Source organism: Vibrio sp. 10N.261.45.E2 (assembly GCF_002875705.1).
Taxonomy (GTDB): domain Bacteria; phylum Pseudomonadota; class Gammaproteobacteria; order Enterobacterales; family Vibrionaceae; genus Vibrio.
In genome coordinates this window covers 23,329-45,393 of record NZ_MCZZ01000142.1, presented here as the reverse complement: position 1 = coordinate 45,393, position 22,065 = coordinate 23,329, and the positions used below count along the sequence as shown (strand labels likewise).

The following is a 22,065-nucleotide window of genomic DNA, read 5'->3' as shown; positions in this document are numbered from 1 at the left end:
CGTGCAAAACATTATTATTATTGGCGCAACATCAGCAATGGCAAAAGAAGTTGCCAAGCTATACGCCATAGAAAAAGCCAACCTCTATCTTATTGCTAGAGATACCTCAAAACTCGACACTATCAAGCAAGACTTGATGGTAAGAGGCGCAAACACCGTTCATACAGTACAGTTTGATGCGAATCAGTTTGACTCTCACCAAGTACTTATTGAGCAAGCGTTCGATGCACTCGGTCGTGTTGATGTATTGCTTGCTGCTCACGGAAGTCTACCCAATCAAGAGCTTTGCCAAACTGATTCAATTAAAGCCATTGAAGAGTTAAATACCAATGGAGTAAGTGTTATTTCGCTTCTCACTCACGTAGCCACGAAAATGGAGCAGCAAAAATCAGGAAACATAACCGTTATCACCAGCGTTGCAGGCGACAGAGGTCGTCAGTCAAATTACGTTTACGGCGCAGCAAAAGGCATGGTTTCCACTTTCTTGCAAGGACTGGCTCAGAAGCTCAGTAAATCAGGTGTTCACGTCCTCGATATCAAGCCAGGCTTTGTTGATACGCCAATGACCGCTGAGTTTGATAAAGGGGTGCTTTGGGTAAAGCCTGAGAAGGTGGCTGAAATAATTAAAAATAGAATTGAAAAGAGATCTAACTTTTCTTATGCGCCAGGTTTTTGGTCTTTGATTATGTTTGTGATTAAGGTGATACCAAAAATAGTGTTTAATAGAATAAAATTATGATCTTAAGTTGGTATGGTGAGAGCGGGTATTGGTTTTAATGAACATTGAACCTACTGAGGACGTGTCTGTTTTGATTTGCACATATCATCCAGATAAAAATCTTGTCGAGCAAGTTGAGTCTATCAATAGATCTGCTGGAAATAGCGGTAATGTGAGGTTGTTTGTATTTGATGATACTGATTCCTGCGATGATTTAGTCCGTCTAATTAACGAAAACGATCTTAATAATATAAAAATATCTGCAGGAGCAAAGCAAGGTAGTGCTTGCTCTAATTTTATTTTCGCGCTTGATAAAATTGACGCGGATTGGCTATTTTTATCTGACCAAGATGATATATGGGATGAGTGTAAAGTTGAAGAGTATTTTAAAATAGCAAGGGAGTTAGATAGCAATACTCCTCAAGTTATTTTTTCTGATGCATCATTAATTAATGAAGAAAGCTCTCTTCTATTTGATAGTTTCTTTCGATATCAAGGTTTATCCGTAAATGTGTTAAATAGTGATGATATTCTTTTTACAAATTGTGTCCAAGGAGCAACACTGTGTATCAACAGTAAAATGATAAATTTGATAAGAGAGTCTTTGGATGGCGAAGACAGTAACCGGATTGCAATGCATGATTGGTGGATTGCTATTCTTGCTCGTTACTATGGCAATTGGAGTTTTATAGATAGGCCTTTGATCGGATACCGACAACATGACCGGAATGTTGTTGGAGCTATAGAAGATGGTAATAGTTTAGTTAGATTTATAAAACACCCTGTTTTGTATTATAAAAATCTCAAGAAATTAAAATCTCAGTATGAATTTTGGTTAAAGGTTTCGAAGAGGTTAAAAGGAGGTTCAGCATTTGATTGTAAAAAGCTAAATATATCCTTTCTATCTCGGTGCAAATTGATACTTATTAATCTAATACCGTAACTTAGTAAAGTAGATTACTGTGCTTTTTAGGTAATGATAGAATGTTGTTGAAAAAATATTGCGATTAGAGTGTTGTGCTAAATGAATCGCATGAAACATAGGGTAATAAGTTACTGATACGTCGGTTTCTTTTGCTCTTCTACAGATATCTACATCTTCAAAGTACATAAAGTATTTTTCATCAAATCCATTTAGTCTTTTAAATATATCACATTGAAATAATAAAAATGAACCAGCAGCCCAGTCGATTACGATTGGTGATTTTATCTTACTTTTATCATAGTGATCAGTTCGATTCACCCCCAAGAGGCTCTTTATTGGGTTGAGAAGGTTAGGGAAGTGCCTAATTGAATTATCGTATTTTGTCATTTCTCGGTTCTTAAATAAGTTGATTGTCGATATAGGACTTTCTTCTGTAATTATCTGTTCCAGAAGTAAGTTGATTGTTGATGTTTTAATCTCTACATCGGGGTTAAGTACTAAAAAATGGTCGCTTAATGTCATATTAAGAGCTTGTTCAGCATATAGAAATACTTCATTGTTGTTGGAGCCAAATCCTCTTTTATTTTCGCCTTGAATAAGGTGTATGGAAGAGGATAAACAATAATCTTTCAATTTTTTGGAAGCCAACGTATTTGACTTAATAATCACTGTGTGCTCTGTTGCGAGCTTCATTAACGTTGGGTTAGCGCAGATCATATTATCATGGTTGTGATTGACTACTGAAATATAAAGGGCCATTTAGTAACTTTCCTGCGCATGTGTAAATCCGGTAGGTGCATCTAATAGAATCTTCATAATACATTCTTCATCAAAGTCATGGCAGCATACATCAAGTTGGCTCAACAAGGCTTGCATTTCGCTCCAACCTAGCATCTGTTCTTTGGCCATCATAATTTTTTGATGGCCGCTTCCTTCCACATTATCCCCAATCAAAAGCTCTTCATAGAGTTTCTCCCCTGGGCGTAATCCTGTAAACTTTATAGAAATATCGCCTTCTTGAGAGTCGCCTTCGACATTTTCTTGCATGCCCATCAAATGAATCATGCGTTTTGCTAGGTCGAGAATTTTGACTGGCTCTCCCATATCAAGCACGAATACTTGACCATTGTTCCCCATGGCTCCTGCTTGTATAACAAGTTGCGCCGCTTCTGGGATCAGCATGAAATAACGAATGATATCTGGGTGAGTTACGGTTACAGGGCCGCCACATTTGATTTGCTTTTTAAATAGTGGAACGACAGAGCCAGATGAGCCTAGAACATTCCCAAAGCGAACCATAGTAAAAGTGGTTGTATTTTGCTTGTGTGCTAATGCTTGAAGAACCAGTTCAGCCATACGTTTGGTCGCACCCATCACGTTAGTTGGTCTTACTGCTTTATCTGTTGAGATTAGGGTAAAATTCTTCACACCTGTTTGTATCGCAGCTTCAGCGCAAGCGAGTGTACCGAACACATTATTACGAACACCTTCAACAATATTATCTTCAACTAAAGGGACGTGTTTATAAGCTGCAGCATGATAAACGGTTTCAATCCCATGTGCTGTCATCAGTTTTTCTAAGCGGTTTTGCCTCTGAACTGAACCAAGAGCTGCGACGATTCGAGTCTCGCTTTTTAAGTTGATCTTTGTCGAATTTAGTTCTTGATCGATTTTGTAAAGGTTGTATTCATTTAGTTCGAACAGAACGAGTGTTTTGGGTTTTTGTGACATGATTTGGCGACATAACTCAGAGCCGATAGATCCACCGGCGCCAGTCACCATCACATTCTTATTAAAAATGTTTTGTGCTAAAAGTGCCTTGTCTGGATCAACGGCTGCTCTCCCAAGCAGATCGGCGACGTCAAGGTCTTTCACTTCGGTTGCTGTTGCTTTACCTGCAGCGATATCTTCCACTGATGGTACCGATTGCACTGCGATCGGCCAGTGTGATAATTTCTCCACTAGCCTTAGACGTTCGCCTTTATTGATCCCATTAATGGCTAAAAGTAGCTTCACGGGTTGATAAAGTGATTGGAGGTGTTCAAACTCACTCGGGTGATGGACCTTAAGCCCAAATAATATTTGCCCCGATTTTGTTGGATCATCATCAAGTAATACTACTGGGTTGTATTCGTCTCCCTGGATTAGGGCATATGTTAGATCGCGACCAGTAGCACCTGCGCCATAAACAAATACATTAGGTTTCTGGCGTTTAAACCAGTGATAATAAATTGAACGGATGAGGATTCTTGGGCCGCCTAAAGTCAGTGTCGCCAAACCTGCATAGATAAATGGGACACTTCTAGGGATGAATGAGTGGAAAAAAAAGCCACTCATAATTAAAGCTAAGGTGGAAATGATAACGCCAAGGAAGATGTTGCCAACTGCGGGCAACATCATATAGCGCAAGACTGCTCGGTACATCCCTAGCTTAACGAAGCTATAAATCGTGATTGAAACAGTAATGAAAAGAGTGATTAGTTCCTCTATCTCAACTTCAAAAAATGCATTTCCAAGCCTTAAGGTAATGGCTAGATAGAGTGAAATCACGATAGCGAAAATATCATAGCCAATACTGATGAAACGCTTGTTCTTTCGTTTGGCATTAAGCAATATGTGTATTGGTCTGATCATGGTGTTCCTTAGCGAGCCACTGAGTGTCTTAAGTTTGATAGTTATAGTTTTTTGAATGTATTTTAATGTTGTTGAGTGCGGTAAGCTAGTCGTAATTGACAGTTCTGTGTTGTTCAGTAATTTTGCTGTTAATGCTGCTTACTTTTTATTCAATATTTAGAGCTTTTTTGTATTATGAAATTATTGGTCACTGGTAGTACGGGCTTTGTCGGCTCTCGCTTTGCGAAGTTAGCACAAGAGTGTCAGTGGGAAGTTTTGCCCGTAGTGCGAAAAGCGGCACAAATACAGCCTAATAGCTTGGTTGTTTCTTCTATTGATTCGAGTACAGATTGGTCTGGTGCATTTGACGGTGTGGATTGTGTTGTTCACTGTGCTGCTCGAGTACATCAAATGAATGAAAGTGAGCAAGATGCTTTAGCCGCTTATCGAGAAGTTAATACTTTGGGGACGCTAACTCTAGCGAGACAAGCCGCTGATGCAGGCGTTAAGAGATTTGTCTTTGTTAGCTCGATTAAGGTGAACGGAGAATTGAGTGAATTAGACTCACCCTTTGATCCTGATTTAAGTCATACTCCACAAGCCCCTTATGGTTTGAGTAAATATGAAGCCGAGATTGAGTTAGCGCAACTTGCCAAAGATACAGGGTTAGACATCGTCATTATTAGACCGCCTTTGGTTTACGGACCTGGCGTAAAAGCGAATTTCTTATCTATGATGCGCTTGATTGATAAAGGCATTCCGTTACCGTTTGGTGCGATAAAAAACCAAAGAAGTTTGGTTTATTTGGATAATCTATGTGATTTGATACTGACGTGTTGCGAGCACCCTTCAGCTCCGGGGCGTACCTTCTTGGTATCGGATGATAATGATGTGTCGACAACTCAATTGATGCAGATCATCGCTCAAACTATGGGAAAATCATCGCGATTGATTCCAATCCCGATGTCTTGGATACAACTGGGTGCTTCAGTGTTGAAAAAACAGCAAGTTGCACAAAGAGTATGTGGCAATCTCCAAGTTGAAATTGGCTTGACGAAAGATATTCTGGGTTGGAAACCTCCTGTGACCTTCGAGCAAGGGATCAAAAGAACAGTCGAAGCATACTTTAAGTCGCATTGATGCGTTTTAGGTAGCTTATGGCTTTCTTGTTCATAAACTCTTCAGGTATTCTTTATTGATTAGTGGTGTTTATAGCGCCCCCAAAGTTTTCAATCCGAATTTGATAGGACACATATTTTGATCCGTTTGTTAGACTTCTTTTTTGCTTTCTTTGGCTTGTTGTTCCTTTGGCCTGTATTTGTTGTTATTTGTATCCTCGGCTATTTTGATACGGGTTCACCTGTCTTTTTTCAGATCCGAGTAGGGCGCAACAAAAAACCATTCACTTTAGTTAAATTCCGCACCATGCCAGTGGAAACAAAATCTGTTGCGACTCATTTAGTTGGTGCTAGTTCTGTCACCAAATTAGGGGGATTTCTACGTAAGACGAAACTAGATGAACTCCCTCAGCTATACAACGTTTTGAAAGGTGAAATGAGTTTAGTTGGCCCAAGACCATGTTTGTTCAACCAACAACAACTGATCGATGAGAGAGAATCAAGAGGCGTACTTGCGGTAAGACCGGGTGTGACGGGGTTAGCTCAAATCAATGATATCGATATGTCGACACCGGAAAAACTAGCGGAATGGGATCAACGCATGATTAACACATTGAATACTAAATTGTACTTCCAATACATCATTCAAACAGTATTAGGCAAAGGCTCGGGCGACCGCGTTTAATTTGCCTCTTGCTTTCTTGCCTGTCTTTGACGTTTTTTAGAATCAGTTTTGTATTTTGACGAGGCTTAGGCAGGGGCTATAACGTGTAGTGAGTGTGGCTGATTAGATCGTAGATTATTTAATTATAAACATAAGTTTACGTAACAAAGCCAATGTTCGTTAGCTAATTTCAGTGTTGACGAGAGCCGTGAGCTGACGCCTGTATTTCCCTGTTTTACAATGTCACTATACTTAACCCTAAACGTCACCATGATAGGTTGTTCTCTTTGGTGTTTGTATTCTCATACCTTAGTTTGTTTATTTGGAGCATAGGTTTTGCTTGATTGGTTCATGAATCCTGCTGTTCAGGTACTTAGCTTGTTTGTTGCAACAATCTGCGGCTTGATACGCTTTCAATCTCAGTCTGATAGAGTGTTTGGTGTATTGTTGTTAGTGCTTTTTACTAGCTCTCTGGTTACGACAGAACAGGTTATCCAAAGCTTTTCAAATATAGGTTTATTAACTTTGATACTGCTGATTATTTGCTCTGTAGCATTAGAGAAAACGAAGCTACTAAGAGTAATTACCAACTATGTTATTGGACCTAATTATCGCTCTACTTTACTCAGGTTATTGAGTTTAACTACTTTTTCTTCAGCTATATTGAACAATACTGCGGTAGTTTCCACTATGTTGGCACCGATCCGAAACAATCCGTACCACAAAGCCAGTAAACTACTTATCCCTCTTTCTTATGCTGCCATGCTGGGTGGAACCTTAACCTTAGTTGGAACGTCCACTAACTTAATCGTTAATAGTTTGGTTATCGACTCTGGTTTGCCCAGTTTGAAGTTTTTCGACTTTACCGTTGTGGGCTTATGTTTGGTCGTGGGTTGTGGGGCGCTTTTGCTTGCATTAAGCCCATTATTGCCAGAGTACGATAAGGGGCAAGTTCAGATTCGTGATTATATTATCGATACTGAAGTCGCTTCAGATTCAGAGCTAATCGGAAAGTCTGTAGAGCAAAATGGTCTTCGACATTTAGAGTCGTTATTTTTGGTTGAAATATTGAGAGAGGGGCGCTTGATATCGCCTGTGACTCCTCAGGAGGTTATTGCACCTAATGATCGCTTATTGTTTAGTGGGGACGTTAAGAAGATCACGATACTAAGGGAGTTCAATGGCCTTTCTTTGTTTGCGAGTAATAGTGGCTTACCTCTCGATAACCTCTCCGAAGTGGTTATTAAGCCGGAAAGTAACTTGGTCGGAAAAACACTTAAGCATTCAGGTTTTCGTGCTTTGTTTGATGCTGCTGTCGTTGCGATTAAACGTGATGGAGTGGCGTTGTCAGGCAAGCTTGGTGAGGTGACGCTTGAGGCCGGTGACTACTTAGTGCTTGCAGTGGGAAACGATCACTATTCAAGAAATAATATCCGTAAGAATTTTTATTTATTGAGCGAAGTTGAAACGGATCAGTGCTTAAGTGGTTGGAGAGAAAAGCTGACTGTTGTTGGGTTTCTCGGTTCTATCTTGTTGGCGGCGTTAGGTGTTGTGTCTCTTTTTAAAGTGATGTTGATATTATTAGGTGCACTTTTGTTGTCTGGGTGTTTAACGGCTAATGAGGCTCTACAGCGTTTGCCTAAAAATATTTGGTTAATTATATCCTCCGCCCTGCTCTTGTCTCAGGCTTTAACGAATAGTGGTGCTTTGGGTGGGTTAGAAACAATGGTTCATTCATATGATTATTTGTTTACTCCACTTACTGGCTTGATTGTTGTTTATTTGTTGGCGTGGTTAATGACAGAGTTGGTCACTAACAATGCGGCGGCTGCACTCGTACTTCCTATTGGAATCGAATTGGCTTCGAGTTTATCTGCAAACCCTCAAGCGTATATACTCGCAGTAGCGTTTGGTGCTAGCGCCAGTTTTATTAGCCCGTACGGTTACCAAACTAACTTGATGGTGTTTAATGCGGGGCAGTATAAGCTGCAAGATTTTGTGAAAGTAGGCGTACCGATGTGCCTGCTTTATGGCGTGATTGTGTTAACCGCAATACCTGCCTTTATTGGATTGTAATTAAGGACTTCTTTGAAATGAATATTTCTTCAGAGCGTATGACTCATCTAAAGCAATTAGAAGCTGAGTCTATTCATATTATGCGTGAGGTTGCCGCTGAGTTTGATAACCCGGTAATGCTATATTCTGTCGGTAAAGATTCTTCGGTGATGCTCCACCTAGCACAAAAAGCATTTGCGCCAGCTACGCCTCCGTTCCCATTAATGCACGTAGATACCACGTGGAAGTTTAAAGAAATGATTCAGTTTCGTGACTATATGGCGGAAAAAGTAAGTATGAAGTTGATTGTGTATCAAAACCCTGAAGGGGTAAAGATGGACATCAGCCCATTTGTCCATGGCAGCTCCGTACATACTGACATCATGAAAACTCAAGGCTTGAAGCAAGCTCTAGACAAGCATGGCTTTGATGCTGCATTTGGAGGCGCACGCCGTGATGAAGAAAAGTCTCGCGCCAAAGAGCGTGTCTATTCCTTCCGCGATGAGCATCATCGCTGGGATCCAAAGAACCAACGTCCTGAGCTATGGAATGTGTATAACGGCAAGGTAAATAAAGGCGAGAGCATTCGTGTGTTCCCTCTATCAAATTGGACTGAACTGGATATCTGGCAGTACATTTACCTAGAGAACATCGAAATTCCAGGGTTGTATTTAGCGGCTAAGCGTCCAGTGATTAAGCGTGACGGTATGCTCATAATGAAAGACGATGAGCGCATGGAGCTCAAAGAAGGCGAAGTGATTGAAGAGAAGATGGTTCGCTTCCGTACGCTTGGCTGCTACCCGTTGACGGGTGCGGTAGAGTCTGAAGCCGCGACGCTACCAGAAATTATCCAAGAGATGCTACTAACCACAACTTCTGAACGCCAGGGACGTGCCATTGATCATGATTCTTCTGGTTCAATGGAGAAGAAGAAACGCGAAGGGTATTTCTAAACTGTTATGACGACTCCATACCAACGTAAAAACAATGACTCCGTGAGTGATGATGTCGTGTGGCATAACTCAACGGTGACCCATCAAGACCGTGTGGCTCAAAAAGGGCAAAAGCCTGTCATACTTTGGTTCACTGGTTTAAGTGGCTCAGGCAAATCTACCGTCGCCAATGCAGTGGAAAGTAAACTGTTGCAAATAGGTAATCACAGTTACCTACTTGATGGTGATAATGTGCGCCATGGCCTTAATAAAGATTTAGGTTTTTCAGATACAGACCGCGTTGAAAACATCCGCCGTATCGGTGAGGTGGCGAAGCTGTTTGTTGATGCTGGTAATATTGTGTTAACCGCATTTATTTCTCCATTTCTCTCTGACCGCCAACAAGTGCGTGAATTAGTAACTGAAGGCGAATTTCTTGAAGTGTTTGTCGATACACCGCTAGATGTGTGTGAAGCTCGTGACCCTAAAGGGCTCTACAAGAAAGCACGTGCCGGTGAGATTAAACACTTCACAGGTATCGACTCAGAATACCAAGCACCGGTAAACCCTGAAATCCATCTGCATACGGCTGAGCTATCGATTGAAGCTTGCGCGGATTTTGTCGTAACTGAGCTTGAGAAGAGAGGCTATCTACAACTAGGGGAGCATGCTTAATGCATTATGACGTATTTAACGGTGATGCTGATGGCATCATTGCCTTGTTGCAACTTAGATTCGCAGAGCCCAAAGAGTCTACTTTGATTACCGGCGTGAAACGTGACATTCAACTGCTGAAGCAAGTGGATATCGACCAAGCTGAATCAGTGACGGCGCTGGATATATCCATGGAGAAAAACCTACCAGAACTGGAAGCTCTTTTGCAAAATAATGTGAAAGTGTTTTATTGCGACCATCACCGCAGTGGCGATATCCCACAGTCAGACAGCCTAGAGGTACTAATTACTTTGGATGCAGAAGTGTGCACCAGTTTACTGATTAATGATCGGCTAGGTGGACAGTGCGCTAAATGGGCTGTTGCGGCCGCGTTTGGTGACAACCTGTTTGCTTCAGCCTATAAGCTAGCACAAGAGATTAGCTTAACCGAATCCGAAACCGAGTTCTTAAAAGAGCTGGGCAATTTGATCAACTATAACGGTTATGGCGCAACGCTGAATGATTTGCACATTGACCCGGCAGACCTGTATCAACAATTGACAGCCTACGTTGACCCGTTATCGCTACTCGATGATGAGAGCTCGCCGTACCACACTCTGAAAAAAGGTTATGAGCTAGATCGTAACCAAGTGCTGAGCATCAAATCGGTTCACTCGGACACGCAATGTGAAGTGTTTGAATTACCGTGTGAAGCCTGGGCAAGGCGCATTAGTGGTGTGTTTGGCAACGAGCTTGCAAATCAAAGTCCTGATTTAGCGCATGCAGTATTAACGCTAAACGCGAGCAAGCAAGATTACACGGTGAGCGTGCGTGCACCATTGAACAACCGTGTGGGTGCGGATGACATCTGCTCATCGTTTCCAACCGGTGGCGGTCGTAAAGCAGCTGCAGGCATTAACGCGTTAACGTTAGATGACAAGCAGAAGTTCATCTACACGTTGTCAGCGTATTACGCTCATTAAATGAAATGTAATTGCGGAAGGTACACCGCTACTTTCTGCAATGTGGCGCTAAAGCTCCCATGCTCTAGAGTGCAAAGCATTCGAGTAGACAACCCAATTATACAGGGCATTGAAGCCTGAAAAAGAAGATTAGGAGAACGAAATGTCTCACAGCTCAGAGCTAATCGCAACGGACATCGAAGCGTATCTTAAAGTCCATGAAAACAAAGATTTATTACGTTTTTTGACTTGTGGTAACGTTGATGATGGTAAATCTACATTGATTGGTCGTTTGCTTTACGATTCAAAATTGATTTACGAAGATCAAATGGTGGCGATTGAGAAAGACTCTCAGAAGTTTAACACCACCGATGGCGATTTCGATTTGGCTCTTTTAGTTGATGGTCTGCAATCAGAGCGAGAGCAGGGCATTACTATCGATGTAGCATACCGTTATTTCTCAACGGATAAACGTAAGTTCATCATCGCTGATACTCCAGGACACGAGCAGTACACACGTAACATGGTGACAGGTGCTTCTACCTGTGATTTAGCGATTGTCATGGTGGATGCTCGTTACGGCATTCAAACGCAAACTCGTCGCCACAGTTACATTTGCAGTTTGCTGGGTATTAAACACATCATTGTAGCCATTAACAAGATGGACTTGATGGAATACAGTCAAGATGTGTATAAGAAGATTAAAGCCGATTACCGTGAAATGGCGAAGAACTTCAACATCGATGATATACGTTTTGTGCCGATTTCAGCCCTTAACGGCGACAACGTGGTGAAACCAAGTGAAGCGATGGATTGGTATCCAGGTGCAACGCTGATGAAGCTGCTTGAAACCGTTAAAATTGACCAAGATAAAGACCTTGACCACATGCGCTTTCCAGTGCAATACGTGAATCGCCCCAACCTAAACTTCCGTGGTTTCTGTGGCACGCTCACGTCTGGCCTGGTGCAAGTGGGCGATGAGGTGACAGCGCTGCCATCAGGCAAGAGCTCACGCGTAAAGTCTATTTATACCTTTGATGGTGAGCTAGGTACCGCTCATCCTGGTCAAGCGATCACGTTGATTCTGGAAGATGAAATTGATGTGTCACGTGGTGATATGCTAGTGCATAACGGTCACGAGCCTATAGTTACGAATAAAATAAATGCTAATGTAGTATGGATGGGTGAGAACCCAATGCGTACGCACAAAGAGTACATATTTAAATTTGCGACCAAATCGTGCTTAGGTAAAGTGACGGGCATCCCTCATAAGATCGATGTCAATACTCTTGAACAGCACGCTGAAGAGAGTGAGACACTTGATCTTAACGAGATTGCACTGTCTGAGATTACATTGACCGATAAGATCGCGGTGGATACTTACCAAACACTACCACAAACAGGCTCATTCATTGTAATTGACCGCCACAACAACGTGACTGTAGGTGCTGGTATGATTTTCTCCATATCCGGTGAGAAAACAGAAGAAAGTCGTGTGTACTCTCAATCTGAGAAAGATCTAAATGCTTATGTTCGCAAGCATTTTCCTGAGTGGGGCTGCGCAAAGGTGTAACTTCATAAGGTAGCAGTAGCACACTGAATTTGACCACTAGCCTTAGGTAAGGGGGCTTGTTTCCAAAAAGGTTATATCTCTTTTTAGCTAAGTATTTGCTCTTTGGCTATCATTATCTTTTAATCATCGTTGCTTTTACGTTATCCCCAAGAGAAAAGCTCTTTGTAGAGCTTCTCTTGGCTATACCTTCTTAGCTTCTGATGATCATGATGTGTCGACTACTCAGTTAATGCGGACTATTGCTCAATCAATGGGTAAGGCGCCGAGGCTTTTGCCTATTCCAATGTCTTGGATACAAGCTGGTTCATCAGTTTTAAATAAACAGCACATAGCTCAAAGAATCTGTGGCAACCTCCAGTGTCTTTCGAAGAGGGGATTAAAAGAACGGTAGAAGCATACTTGAAGTCACATTGATATGTTTTGAGTGACACGTGACGTTCTTTTGTACCAAGCTTTTAGCTACTCTATTAATACCAATTATCTCATACCCATATTCATCCAATCTGAATTTTAATAAGGCATACATTTTGATTCGTTTGTTAGATTTCTTTTTTGCTTTCTTTGGCCTACTGTTCCTTTGGCCAATATTTCTCGTCATTTGCATCATCGGATATTTTGATACCGGTTCTCCCGTCTTTTTTCAGACTCGGGTAGGGCGTAACAAAAAGCCATTTACTTTAGTGAAATTCCGCACTATGCCGGTAGAAACACAGTCAGTGGCAACTCACTTGGTGGGGGCTAGTTCAGTGACTAAATTGGGTGGTTTCTTACATAAGACTAAGCTGGATGAACTACCACAGTTATACAACGTTCTGAAAGGCGAAATGAGTCTGGTTGGCCCGCGACCATGCTTATTCAACCAGCAAGAACTCATCGATGAGAGAGAATCGAGAGGCGTGCTGGCGGTAAGGCCTGGTGTTACGGGGTTGGCTCAAATCAATGATATCGATATGTCTACACCGAAAAAGCTCGCGGAATGGGATCAAACAATGATTCAAACGCTCTCAGTAAAACTCTATTTTATTTATATTCTACAGACAGTTTCAGGTAAGGGTTCTGGAGATAGGGTTTAGTGAATAATGGTGTAAGTAAGCCGAGTGGATTGATTAAGCAGGGAATTCAACTTGGTTCCCTTAAGGTTACAGGTGCAATCGGGGCTTTATTGGTCAACCTATTACTGGTTCGCTTATATCAACCAGAGCTCATTGGACGATATTTTATCTCTCTCGGCATTCTTGTTTTTTTATCGCAAGTAGCGACATTGGGAGGGGGGCGATTACTCGTAAAGAATATTGCCGCCAGCGATGACTTAAAAGAAAAATACTGTTCCATTTCTGCTGTTTTTATACTTTCCTTATTGGGTTCGTTGCTCTGTTCTGGATTGTATTTTGGGGTGTTAGTTAGGCTGCTTGACTTTACTGTTAGATTGGGTTTATTTGAAATATACGCAATGTCGTTGTTTTATTTAACAATTGCTATATTTCAAGCTCACAATAAGGCCCCTTTAGGGGCGTTTTTTCAATTTGTGTTACAACCCTTTCTGTTTGTTGTATTAGTGCTGACTATACCTGCATATTCTCTTATTGAATTGTATCTTTTTAGTGTTGTAGTGACGCTAGTTATTGCATTAGGATATTTAATTAAAATAGGTGCTATAGGCTTTAGTCGAATGTCAGTTACGGAGTTAAATAAGACATTCAAAAGTACATTACCATACCTATCTATCATGTCTCTTGGTCTTGCGGTTACTCATCTGGCACTGCCTTTCTCTTCATTTTGGTTAGATGATAAGAGTATTGCAGTGATGGGAGTTATTGCTCGTTTAATGAATGTTTTTTTCTTTGTGGTTGTTGGTGCAAGAATATTACTATTACCTCGCTTTACCAAAGCGGTGAGCCTTAAAGATTCAAAAGCAGTATTGAAGTTATGTTATGCGGGTGCAGTTTTTCCTGCCGTTACCATGTTGTTTGGTGTCATGATTATCTTTATTTTCAGTGAAAAAATTATGACGTTATTTGGCGGTGAGTATGTTCCTTTTCATGAATTACTGGTTTATAGCTCATTGCTTCTGATTCCTGCGGCTTTTTGTGGTTGGACTGAGAGCTTTTTAATAGCCCAAAATAAATTAGGCTATATTACCATTTCGACAGTTATGTCCGCACTTTTCGTTTTTGTTTTACTCGCTGTGTTAACTATTAACTATGGAGTATGGGGGGCTGTGTTAGCCTCGATTGGAGGTAAAACCATTTATACTTTATTTACTGCTTATTTTGCATATAAGTTTCAGAGTGGCGTAAACAAAAGTTAATATTTATATTGAGCAACTAAAATAATATCACCACTGTGTTTGAATAACTTTGATTTTACTAGTGACCATAATGTTCCCAGTAAGCGGTGTTTTTTACCTGATTTCAGCCTTCTATCTTGATCAAAATAGAGTTCCTTTACTTCAAAATTCAATCCTTCGATAAGTTTTACAAAGGTGATTGGTGTAAAAGTGTAATAGTGGTCATTACTGACTTTTTCTCGTTGTAGTAATAGAGCGGGAAGCGCATGTTTTATATTGTATGCATTTGGTACTGCAAAGATAACTTTTTTGGTTTTTACAATGCTCATTGTTTTCTTTATGAAGCCTGTTAGATCAACCACATGCTCTATTACATGAGATAAAACGACATAATCATACTCTTCTTCTAGGTACTTGCTTTGATCATTGAATATATCGCAATAATCAACATGGTATCCTTTTTCTTGCAGTAATTTAATGCCCTTTTTATTGATATCAAGCCCAGCTGTATAGCTAGCCTTTTGGGATATATTGTGGAATTGATGCTCTCCTTGTTCTATGTACTTTTGCATAGAGAGCATATCAATCATATCTACACAGCCAATCACTAAAACTCGTTTATCTTTGCATAGTTCAGGGATTGAGTGTCGTCGGATATCTAGTAGCGCCACTTTTTTAAATGAAAGTTGAGCATTATCCCCAACTTTAGTGGATGTAGTTATTAAGTTCACTATTGTTTCCTTTTATGAGTTAGGAGAGTGTAATTCTTGAAGTAAATGTTGGTGATAAAGGACGACATCACTGGCTTTCCAACCTTGATAAAAACTGTTTCCATAAAGGGTTACTGGTTTTTCAAGGAGTAAAGAATGTAACCCTCCAGTGGAGTTTATTGTATATATATGCTCACTTTGAAGAACGCTTTCCAGTAAAGCTCCTTGGTTGTAAATGAGGATGCCTTCTTGTTTGCAAAAACGGATTTGTTCTTGTATTACGCAGAGTTGTTTTTCTCCTGGGTGAAGCCGTACGATAAGAGGAAGTCCTTTTGATTCTGAGTCTTGGTGTGCTTTTTTAATTGAATCAATAGCATTTGTATTGGATTGAAATAGGGTTTGCGAATCTTGTGCTACTTGTCCTATGAATAAATTGAAGTTACTTGGACGTTGTAAGTGCTTATGCTTATGAATAACCTTTCTAACTCGATGGATCTCAATAGCTTTTTGTAGTTGTTGCAATGGTGATGAATGGGGAGCTGTCGTTTTTAGGCAATGAAAGCCTATCAGGTTCACAAACTGTTCTAGAGCTTTACTTAGGATTGAGGAGTCAACGTGTGGCGGACGAAAAGTGAGTAGTTGTGTTTTTAGCAGTTCTATTTCTCTAGGCGTCACAGTATGAGTTGTTCGTAATTCTTCTATTTTATTATGATGATCTGCGTCCGCATTTACCCCTGTATAACTTGACTGGTATTTATTGGGGAAATTAGCTATTTCAAAGTAACGAATATTATGATGTGTAGTCTTTATTTCTAAAGCAACGTATTGAAATCCTGAGAATACCCATAGTTCATCACTTGATTCTACTAATTTTTTAAAGTTACTTATATTAATACCGTATTGATATTCTCTCTGTCCCTTAATCTCTTCTATGCTCGATTGTGCTGTGTTTTTCTTAACTTTACTTTGTCTAAGTAAAATATGGCTACCAGGATATTTTTTTGTTTTTGCTAGCACATAGGAATAGATATTCGAATGAAATACACAAGAGGGCGTAGTGTTTTCATTGTTAAGAACTCGTTGGAAAAAATCAAGTCGAGAGGCATTGTCAATGAGTATATGTACTATTTTTCTTTGTTTCATTACGCAGATCCATCTGTTGTTAGTAAGGTTCTAATCGTTTTTATTACGATAGTTAAATCTAACTCGAAGCTGTAATGCTTAATATAATAGAGATCATAACCTAGCTTTGTCTGCGTTGATTCTGAATTGTCGGTGTATCCTTGATTTATCTGTGCCCAACCGGTTATTCCTGGCTTTACCGTGTGGCGATAGTTGTAACATGGGATTTTCTGTTTGTAGGACTCAACAAATTCAGGCTGCTCAGGTCGAGGGCCAATTAGGGACATATCTCCCTTTAGTACATTATAAAACTGCGGTATTTCATCTAATCTAAATTTTCTTAACCAAGCGCCAATAAAATGAATTCGATGTTTTTCTTGAGTAGCAAATTGTGCACTTTTAATTGATGCTGAATTGTACATGGTTCTGAATTTATACAGAGTAAATTTTGTACCATTTTTTCCAATTCGAGCTTGGGTGTATATTAATTTTCCTGGGTCTTGAATATAAAGTAGGGCGGAAATGATAGAGCATAAAATAAGAGTTATAGGAAGAAGTAATAGGATAAGAGCCGCTTCTAATATGGGCTTTATTTTTAAGTATCTAGAGTTTGGGGTGAGAGACTGTAAGGTGGTTTCGGATAAATGAGTGGTTGATACTTGTTTATTTAAGCGCTCTGTAATCACTTCTGAATGATAAACGGGAATCTGAGCAAGAGCGCAATCGGCAAGGAATTTAGCTGTATCTCTTGAGTGTGTTTTATGAAGGTTAGTAATTAGTCCATCGGAGTTTTTTTTGATTTGAAGCAGTGATATTTCTTTTTGATACTGATATACGGTAATATTTTTATAACGTGAGTCAATATTATCTACTGAACCGGTAAGAGAATATAGTGTGATTTTTTGTTTTTTATGTAAACGATAATAGATGAGGACCCAAATAAAGGTTAAGGCAGCCCCTATAAGCAAAGCAGGACGAGAGTATTCTATTCGGAGGAGTGTAATAAATAGAGCTGAAACGCCATAACTACTTATAAGTGTAATAATGAACTCGTGCTGTTTACTTGAAAATAGTCTATTTTTTGACGGAAGAGTATAAGTAGTTAATAAAAATACAAGCATAACCAAAATCATAGAGTTAAGAACAGTGCTTGGTAAATGAGAGTATATGAATAGACACCAACTTGTAATGATTAATTGAATGCTAAGAAGTGCCAATGAATGTTGGATAGTATAAAGCTTCATAGTAATTCGTATGTTGTGTTTCTTGTGGTGGAGTGTATCAAAATTTAAGGTTAGCAGCGAGGTTATAAGGTGCAGGTTTTTCCTAAGTTTAGGGAGCTTAATCTCAATTTATGGCCTGTTCGACTAAGCTTTCATTCAAGATTTAGACTAATGACCAAGTCTTGTAGTAACACAATGACCTGGAAATAACATAACCAAGCTTAGTCAATCCTGAGTCACTGACGTTTGGATTGGTGAAGGAGCATGCGAACAATGACAACAACACAACTATTGCGGATCTAGTTTGACTCATACGAACCTGCTCATTAACCAAAGGTGCATTGCCACTAACTCTGGGAGTGGAGGCCGGCATTCTGGGTATTGGTTATGATAGAGAGCTAGGTTTTAGTTGTCAGAATTTATATGCTTCAAACTAGCATTGGTATAGGGGGCAATACTCAAGCTTGTGAGATTTATCCGATCATTAAAGCTCTAAGAAAACAGACTTGATGGAGTAGCCATCATCTAATACTTAGGCTCACAGGGATTATTTATATGAACTTTAGTTTGGAAACAAAGTATCGGTCACCATCAAATGACATTTATTTTCATATCCGATCCTCTTACCTGAGACGTTTCTTGATCTTCCACTACAGTTTTGACTGTAAACTGTAGTAAAATTACGCTAATTTGTTTTTATACCGATTTATTTTGAATTGAACGAGGTCAGTCCTATGTCAGCTAAGAAGCCAATGGCTCTAGTGATCCTTGACGGTTACGGTTACCGTGAAGACAACCAAGACAACGCTATCGCGAACGCTAATACACCAGTATTAGACGGTCTTATTGCTAACCAACCTAACACGCTAATCTCGGCTTCTGGCTTAGATGTAGGCCTACCTGATGGCCAAATGGGTAACTCTGAAGTGGGTCACACCAACATCGGTGCGGGTCGCGTGGTATACCAAGATCTTACTCGTATCACTAAGTCAATTTCAGATGGCGAATTCGGCCAAACTGAAACACTAGTGAATGCTATTGATAAAGCGGTGAAAGCTGAGAAAGCGGTTCACATCATGGGCCTTATGTCTCCAGGTGGCGTTCACTCTCATGAAGATCACATCTACGCAGCCGTTGAAATGGCAGCAGAGCGTGGCGCAGAGAAAATCTACCTACACGCTTTCCTAGACGGTCGTGATACGCCGCCACGTAGCGCACAAAACACACTTGCACGTTTCCAAGAACTGTTCGCTAAGCTAGGCAAAGGCCGTGTGGCTTCGCTTATTGGCCGTTACTACGCAATGGACCGTGATAACAACTGGGATCGCGTTCAAGAATCTTACGACCTACTGACTCAAGCAAAAGCTGAGTTCACATTCGACACTGCAGTAGCTGGCCTAGAAGCGGCTTATGCTCGTGACGAAAACGATGAGTTCGTTAAAGCGACTGAAATTAAAGCAGAAGGCGAAGAGTCTGCAGCTATCGTTGATGGCGATGCGGTTATCTTCATGAACTACCGTGCCGACCGTGCTCGTGAAATCACACGTGCATTCGTGCCTGATTTCGACGGTTTTGCTCGTAACGTATTCCCAGCGATCGATTTCGTGATGCTGACTCAATACGCAGCAGACATCCCACTGCTTTGTGCATTCCCACCGGCTTCTCTAGAGAACACCTACGGTGAGTGGTTATCTAAGCAAGGTAAAACGCAACTACGTATCTCTGAAACAGAGAAATACGCGCACGTGACGTTCTTCTTCAACGGCGGTATCGAAGACGAGTTCGAAGGCGAAGAGCGTCAACTTGTTGCTTCTCCAAAAGTAGCAACGTACGACCTACAGCCAGAAATGAGCGCACCAGAGCTGACTGAAAAGTTAGTTGCTGCAATCAAAGGCGGTAAATACGACGCTATCGTTTGTAACTTCCCTAACTGTGACATGGTTGGCCACACTGGCGTTTACGATGCAGCAGTTAAAGCCGTAGAGTCGCTAGACGAATGTCTTGGTAAAGTGGTTGAAGCAATCAAAGAAGCCGATGGCCAACTGCTTATCACTGCAGACCACGGTAACGCGGAAATGATGGTAAACCCTGAAACGGGCGGCATCCACACTGCGCACACTAACCTACCAGTGCCACTTATCTACGTTGGCAACAAAGACGTTGAGTTCAAAGAAGGCGGTAAGCTGTCTGACCTAGCACCAACAATGCTTTCTCTGTCTGGTATCGCAATCCCAGCTGAGATGTCAGGCGATGTGATCGTTAAGTAGTTAGTAGTTAAGTAATTGTTTGGCTCAGCGGTTCACGTTGAGCTTTAACGATTTTGAAAGCCCGCACTTCAAAGTGCGGGCTTTTTTATAGATGTGAGATACGAGTAAACGGGATTCGAAGAGCTTAAAAGGCAGATGAGAGATACGGGTAAACGAGTAGCGAAAAGCGATAAAGCCAAAAACAGAAAGAGATTCCTTCTTTGCATTTCATATCCCGAATCTCGTTTACTCTCATCTTGTTTTCAAAACTGAACGCTCAAAGTCCAACAACCACTCTTTGCGGTTCATGCCGCCGGTGTAGCCGGTTAATGTCCCATTGGCGCCGATGACTCTATGGCAAGGAACAACAATGCTGAATGGGTTCTTACCATTTGCACCACCGACGGCTCTTACGGCTTTTGGATTGTCCATTCTTTTCGCTTGCTCACCGTAACTGATGGTTTCGCCATAAGGAATTGAGGTAAGAGCCTGCCATGCTGCTTTTTGAAAGTCAGTGCCTTTTATCGCTCTTAATGGCAAATCGAATTCTGTTCGTTGACCTGCAAAGTACTCATCCAACTGTTTTGTCGCGAGTTGGCAAAGGTCATCTGGATTGCTAATCATTAGCTCTTCGTGATTTACATGGTCAATTTCAATAAGCGACACACCATTGCTAACAATGATCATCTTGCCAATCGGTGCGTCATAGAACATTTTGTAAGTGGTGTCTTCCATGTCATCTTCCTTTTTTAGTCTTTTTCTGCTCTCAAGCTCTTAAATCTTTTCGCATCCCGGTTACTCGCATCTCGTATCTTTTTTTATGCGAAGCGCAAACAAGTACCCTGAAATACCACCCATGATGTTCCCCAAGGCTAAGCCGATAAACAGCCCTTCGACGCCATCGATTTGGCTACCTACCCAAGCAAACGGCAAGGTAAAGACAAACAAACGCATGAAGCTCCATTGAAAGGCTTTGAGCGGTTGATGCATCGCATTCATGGCGCTGATCAGCATCATCACGATACCTTGGAAGCCATAGCTCAATGGGACGACTAACAAGTAGTGCCACAAGATACCTCGCACCGATTCCTCTTGAGAGAATAGGGCGGCTAATGGGATGCTTAGCGGTACCATCATTAAAAAGATCAAGCCTTGGAATAACACAGCAAAACGCATACTGATAAACAGAGCCTTAAAACTGCGTTGAGGGTTGTTTGCGCCAAAGTTCTGCGCCATGAAAGGCGTGAGGGCTGAGGTCAGAGACATCAATACAATGATCAGAATGGATTCAATTCGCTGAGCAGCACCATAAGCCGCGACGGCTTCGGTTCCTTGTTTGGCTAACATCATCATAATGATAGCGCCAGCAAGTGGGTTTAGGGCGTTGGAAAGAGCTGCGGGTGTGCCTATGGTTAAAATCTGTTTCCAGTCATTGATGATGGTTTTTAGCTTGGGTGGAGCAAGCAGTTTCTCTCGTATGGTTAACACATAAAGTGAACCACACAACGCGCCAAACCAACTGAATCCGCTCGCAATGGCGGCGCCTTGAATCCCCAGCTCAGGGAAAGGTCCGTAACCGAAGATCAGCAGCGGGTCGAGAATGCCGTTAATTAGGCCAGCCAGCATCATGATCTTGGCGGGTGTTTTGGTATCGCCACTCGCTCGTATCGCACTGTTGCCTGCCATCGGAATAACGAGCAGTGGAATGGCTAAATACCAAACTGACATGTATTCGGATATCAGTGGCAGTAACTCAGGCTCGGCTCCCAATAAGGTAAACATGGGCTCTAGGGTTACAAGCCCCAGTATTGACGTGAAACCAACAAGAAGTACCGCGAGTAATAAGCCGTGACAGGTAAAGCGAGCGGCATTTTGTGCGCAGCCTTGACCGAGTAAGCGCCCAATACACGTCGAAAGGCCAATGCCAATCCCCATGGTGATGCAGTTAATCGCAAAGGTGATAGGGAAGGTAAAGCTTACCGCCGCAAGGGCTTGTGTGCCAAGTAGTGAGATAAAGAAGGTATCGACGAGGTTAAACATCAAGATCGCCACCATACCGAATATGGTCGGTATGGTCATGGTACGTAATGTACTCTCAATAGGGGCGGTTAAGAGCCCGTGTTTATCTTGCATGTAAAGCGCCGATAGAAACCAAAAGCGTAGGATAAACAGATGTGGTCGGGAAGGGAAGAAAAGCAGATGCGAGTAAACGAGATTCGAGATGCGAAGACCTTGAAGAGCAGATACAAATAATTAGATGAGG

General features: G+C 41.3%; 19 protein-coding genes and 1 pseudogene. 13 read left to right on the top strand and 7 right to left on the bottom strand.

The window, feature by feature from the left end; all coding sequences use genetic code 11:
- Position 1 precedes the first annotated feature (1 nt).
- On the top strand, positions 2-739 hold the full coding sequence (locus tag BCT34_RS17310; protein ID WP_076657069.1) for an SDR family oxidoreductase: 738 nt from the start codon (positions 2-4) through the stop codon (positions 737-739).
- Between the two features lie 37 nt (positions 740-776).
- Complete coding sequence (locus BCT34_RS17305) at positions 777-1,661, top strand: glycosyltransferase (protein WP_076657068.1); 885 nt, start codon at positions 777-779, stop codon at positions 1,659-1,661.
- Here BCT34_RS17305 and BCT34_RS17300 read toward each other — a convergent pair.
- Both BCT34_RS17300 and BCT34_RS17295 read right to left on the bottom strand, forming a co-directional pair.
- Positions 1,650-2,402: a glycosyltransferase family 2 protein gene (locus tag BCT34_RS17300; RefSeq protein WP_076657067.1), complete on the bottom strand. Its 753-nt coding sequence runs from the start codon at positions 2,400-2,402 to the stop codon at positions 1,650-1,652. The genes BCT34_RS17305 and BCT34_RS17300 overlap by 12 nt on opposite strands.
- A complete protein-coding gene (locus BCT34_RS17295) occupies positions 2,403-4,277 on the bottom strand; it encodes a nucleoside-diphosphate sugar epimerase/dehydratase (protein WP_076657066.1) in 1,875 nt (624 codons plus the stop codon). It lies immediately after the preceding gene.
- A gap of 174 nt (positions 4,278-4,451) precedes the next feature.
- Between BCT34_RS17295 and BCT34_RS17290 the strand changes: the two genes are divergently transcribed.
- The 10 genes and pseudogenes from BCT34_RS17290 to BCT34_RS17245 all read left to right on the top strand — a co-directional run bounded on the left by BCT34_RS17290 (position 4,452) and on the right by BCT34_RS17245 (position 14,522).
- Positions 4,452-5,396, top strand: a complete 945-nt coding sequence (locus tag BCT34_RS17290) for an SDR family oxidoreductase (RefSeq protein ID WP_076657065.1) — start codon at positions 4,452-4,454, stop codon at positions 5,394-5,396.
- A 114-nt stretch (positions 5,397-5,510) separates the two neighbouring features.
- Positions 5,511-6,059, top strand: a complete 549-nt coding sequence (locus tag BCT34_RS17285) for a sugar transferase (protein WP_102300666.1) — start codon at positions 5,511-5,513, stop codon at positions 6,057-6,059.
- Positions 6,060-6,389: 330 nt separating this feature from the next.
- Positions 6,390-8,114, top strand: a complete 1,725-nt coding sequence (locus tag BCT34_RS17280) for an SLC13 family permease (RefSeq protein ID WP_076657093.1) — start codon at positions 6,390-6,392, stop codon at positions 8,112-8,114.
- A gap of 17 nt (positions 8,115-8,131) precedes the next feature.
- On the top strand, positions 8,132-9,046 hold the full coding sequence (gene cysD, locus BCT34_RS17275) for a sulfate adenylyltransferase subunit CysD (RefSeq protein ID WP_076657063.1): 915 nt from the start codon (positions 8,132-8,134) through the stop codon (positions 9,044-9,046).
- Positions 9,047-9,052: 6 nt separating this feature from the next.
- Positions 9,053-9,700, top strand: coding sequence for an adenylyl-sulfate kinase (gene cysC / locus BCT34_RS17270; RefSeq protein WP_076657062.1), 648 nt, complete (start codon positions 9,053-9,055; stop codon positions 9,698-9,700).
- A complete protein-coding gene (locus BCT34_RS17265) occupies positions 9,700-10,662 on the top strand; it encodes an acetyltransferase (RefSeq protein ID WP_076657061.1) in 963 nt (320 codons plus the stop codon). Before cysC ends, BCT34_RS17265 begins: the two co-directional genes overlap by 1 nt.
- A 142-nt stretch (positions 10,663-10,804) precedes the next feature.
- Positions 10,805-12,214, top strand: a complete 1,410-nt coding sequence (gene cysN / locus BCT34_RS17260; RefSeq protein ID WP_076657060.1) for a sulfate adenylyltransferase subunit CysN — start codon at positions 10,805-10,807, stop codon at positions 12,212-12,214.
- 169 nt (positions 12,215-12,383) lie between these two features.
- Positions 12,384-12,628: pseudogene (locus BCT34_RS24665) on the top strand (NAD-dependent dehydratase); the annotation flags it as partial.
- A gap of 110 nt (positions 12,629-12,738) precedes the next feature.
- Positions 12,739-13,287, top strand: coding sequence for a sugar transferase (locus BCT34_RS17250; protein WP_102300670.1), 549 nt, complete (start codon positions 12,739-12,741; stop codon positions 13,285-13,287).
- A complete protein-coding gene (locus tag BCT34_RS17245; RefSeq protein ID WP_083702864.1) occupies positions 13,287-14,522 on the top strand; it encodes a hypothetical protein in 1,236 nt (411 codons plus the stop codon). Before BCT34_RS17250 ends, BCT34_RS17245 begins: the two co-directional genes overlap by 1 nt.
- Here BCT34_RS17245 and BCT34_RS17240 read toward each other — a convergent pair.
- Genes BCT34_RS17240 through BCT34_RS17230 form a run of 3 tightly spaced genes read right to left on the bottom strand, consistent with a single transcriptional unit; the run spans position 14,519 to position 17,454 of the window.
- Positions 14,519-15,232 carry a methyltransferase domain-containing protein gene (locus BCT34_RS17240; protein ID WP_076657058.1) on the bottom strand — a complete coding sequence of 238 codons (714 nt, stop codon included), beginning with the start codon at positions 15,230-15,232 and terminating at the stop codon, positions 14,519-14,521. The genes BCT34_RS17245 and BCT34_RS17240 overlap by 4 nt on opposite strands.
- A gap of 12 nt (positions 15,233-15,244) precedes the next feature.
- Positions 15,245-16,354, bottom strand: a complete 1,110-nt coding sequence (locus BCT34_RS17235; protein WP_076657057.1) for a hypothetical protein — start codon at positions 16,352-16,354, stop codon at positions 15,245-15,247.
- Positions 16,354-17,454 carry a sugar transferase gene (locus BCT34_RS17230; RefSeq protein WP_157934858.1) on the bottom strand — a complete coding sequence of 367 codons (1,101 nt, stop codon included), beginning with the start codon at positions 17,452-17,454 and terminating at the stop codon, positions 16,354-16,356. The genes BCT34_RS17235 and BCT34_RS17230 overlap by 1 nt, the downstream gene beginning before the upstream one ends.
- Positions 17,455-18,290: 836 nt before the next feature.
- On the opposite strand from BCT34_RS17230, the gene gpmM reads away from it, so the two are divergent.
- Complete coding sequence (gene gpmM, locus BCT34_RS17225; protein WP_076657056.1) at positions 18,291-19,823, top strand: 2,3-bisphosphoglycerate-independent phosphoglycerate mutase; 1,533 nt, start codon at positions 18,291-18,293, stop codon at positions 19,821-19,823.
- A gap of 231 nt (positions 19,824-20,054) precedes the next feature.
- Here gpmM and BCT34_RS17220 read toward each other — a convergent pair whose 3' ends face one another.
- Both BCT34_RS17220 and BCT34_RS17215 read right to left on the bottom strand, forming a co-directional pair.
- Positions 20,055-20,537, bottom strand: a complete 483-nt coding sequence (locus tag BCT34_RS17220) for a methylated-DNA--[protein]-cysteine S-methyltransferase (RefSeq protein ID WP_076657055.1) — start codon at positions 20,535-20,537, stop codon at positions 20,055-20,057.
- 60 nt (positions 20,538-20,597) lie between these two features.
- Positions 20,598-21,935, bottom strand: coding sequence for an MATE family efflux transporter (locus BCT34_RS17215; protein WP_076657054.1), 1,338 nt, complete (start codon positions 21,933-21,935; stop codon positions 20,598-20,600).
- Positions 21,936-22,065 lie beyond the last annotated feature (130 nt).

What these genes read in the sequence shown, in the direction of transcription:
- BCT34_RS17230 (WP_157934858.1), bottom strand. Translation starts at nt 17,454, where the DNA reads ATGCTTGTATTTTTATTAACTACTTATACTCTTCCGTCAAAAAATAGA.
- BCT34_RS17265 (WP_076657061.1), top strand. Translation starts at nt 9,700, where the DNA reads ATGCATTATGACGTATTTAACGGTGATGCTGATGGCATCATTGCCTTG.
- BCT34_RS17295 (WP_076657066.1), bottom strand. Translation starts at nt 4,277, where the DNA reads ATGATCAGACCAATACACATATTGCTTAATGCCAAACGAAAGAACAAG.
- BCT34_RS17300 (WP_076657067.1), bottom strand. Translation starts at nt 2,402, where the DNA reads ATGGCCCTTTATATTTCAGTAGTCAATCACAACCATGATAATATGATC.
- gpmM (WP_076657056.1), top strand. Translation starts at nt 18,291, where the DNA reads ATGTCAGCTAAGAAGCCAATGGCTCTAGTGATCCTTGACGGTTACGGT.
- BCT34_RS17215 (WP_076657054.1), bottom strand. Translation starts at nt 21,935, where the DNA reads ATGCAAGATAAACACGGGCTCTTAACCGCCCCTATTGAGAGTACATTA.
- BCT34_RS17220 (WP_076657055.1), bottom strand. Translation starts at nt 20,537, where the DNA reads ATGGAAGACACCACTTACAAAATGTTCTATGACGCACCGATTGGCAAG.
- BCT34_RS17235 (WP_076657057.1), bottom strand. Translation starts at nt 16,354, where the DNA reads ATGAAACAAAGAAAAATAGTACATATACTCATTGACAATGCCTCTCGA.
- cysN (WP_076657060.1), top strand. Translation starts at nt 10,805, where the DNA reads ATGTCTCACAGCTCAGAGCTAATCGCAACGGACATCGAAGCGTATCTT.
- BCT34_RS17305 (WP_076657068.1), top strand. Translation starts at nt 777, where the DNA reads ATGAACATTGAACCTACTGAGGACGTGTCTGTTTTGATTTGCACATAT.
- BCT34_RS17290 (WP_076657065.1), top strand. Translation starts at nt 4,452, where the DNA reads ATGAAATTATTGGTCACTGGTAGTACGGGCTTTGTCGGCTCTCGCTTT.
- cysC (WP_076657062.1), top strand. Translation starts at nt 9,053, where the DNA reads ATGACGACTCCATACCAACGTAAAAACAATGACTCCGTGAGTGATGAT.
- BCT34_RS17280 (WP_076657093.1), top strand. Translation starts at nt 6,390, where the DNA reads ATGAATCCTGCTGTTCAGGTACTTAGCTTGTTTGTTGCAACAATCTGC.
- cysD (WP_076657063.1), top strand. Translation starts at nt 8,132, where the DNA reads ATGAATATTTCTTCAGAGCGTATGACTCATCTAAAGCAATTAGAAGCT.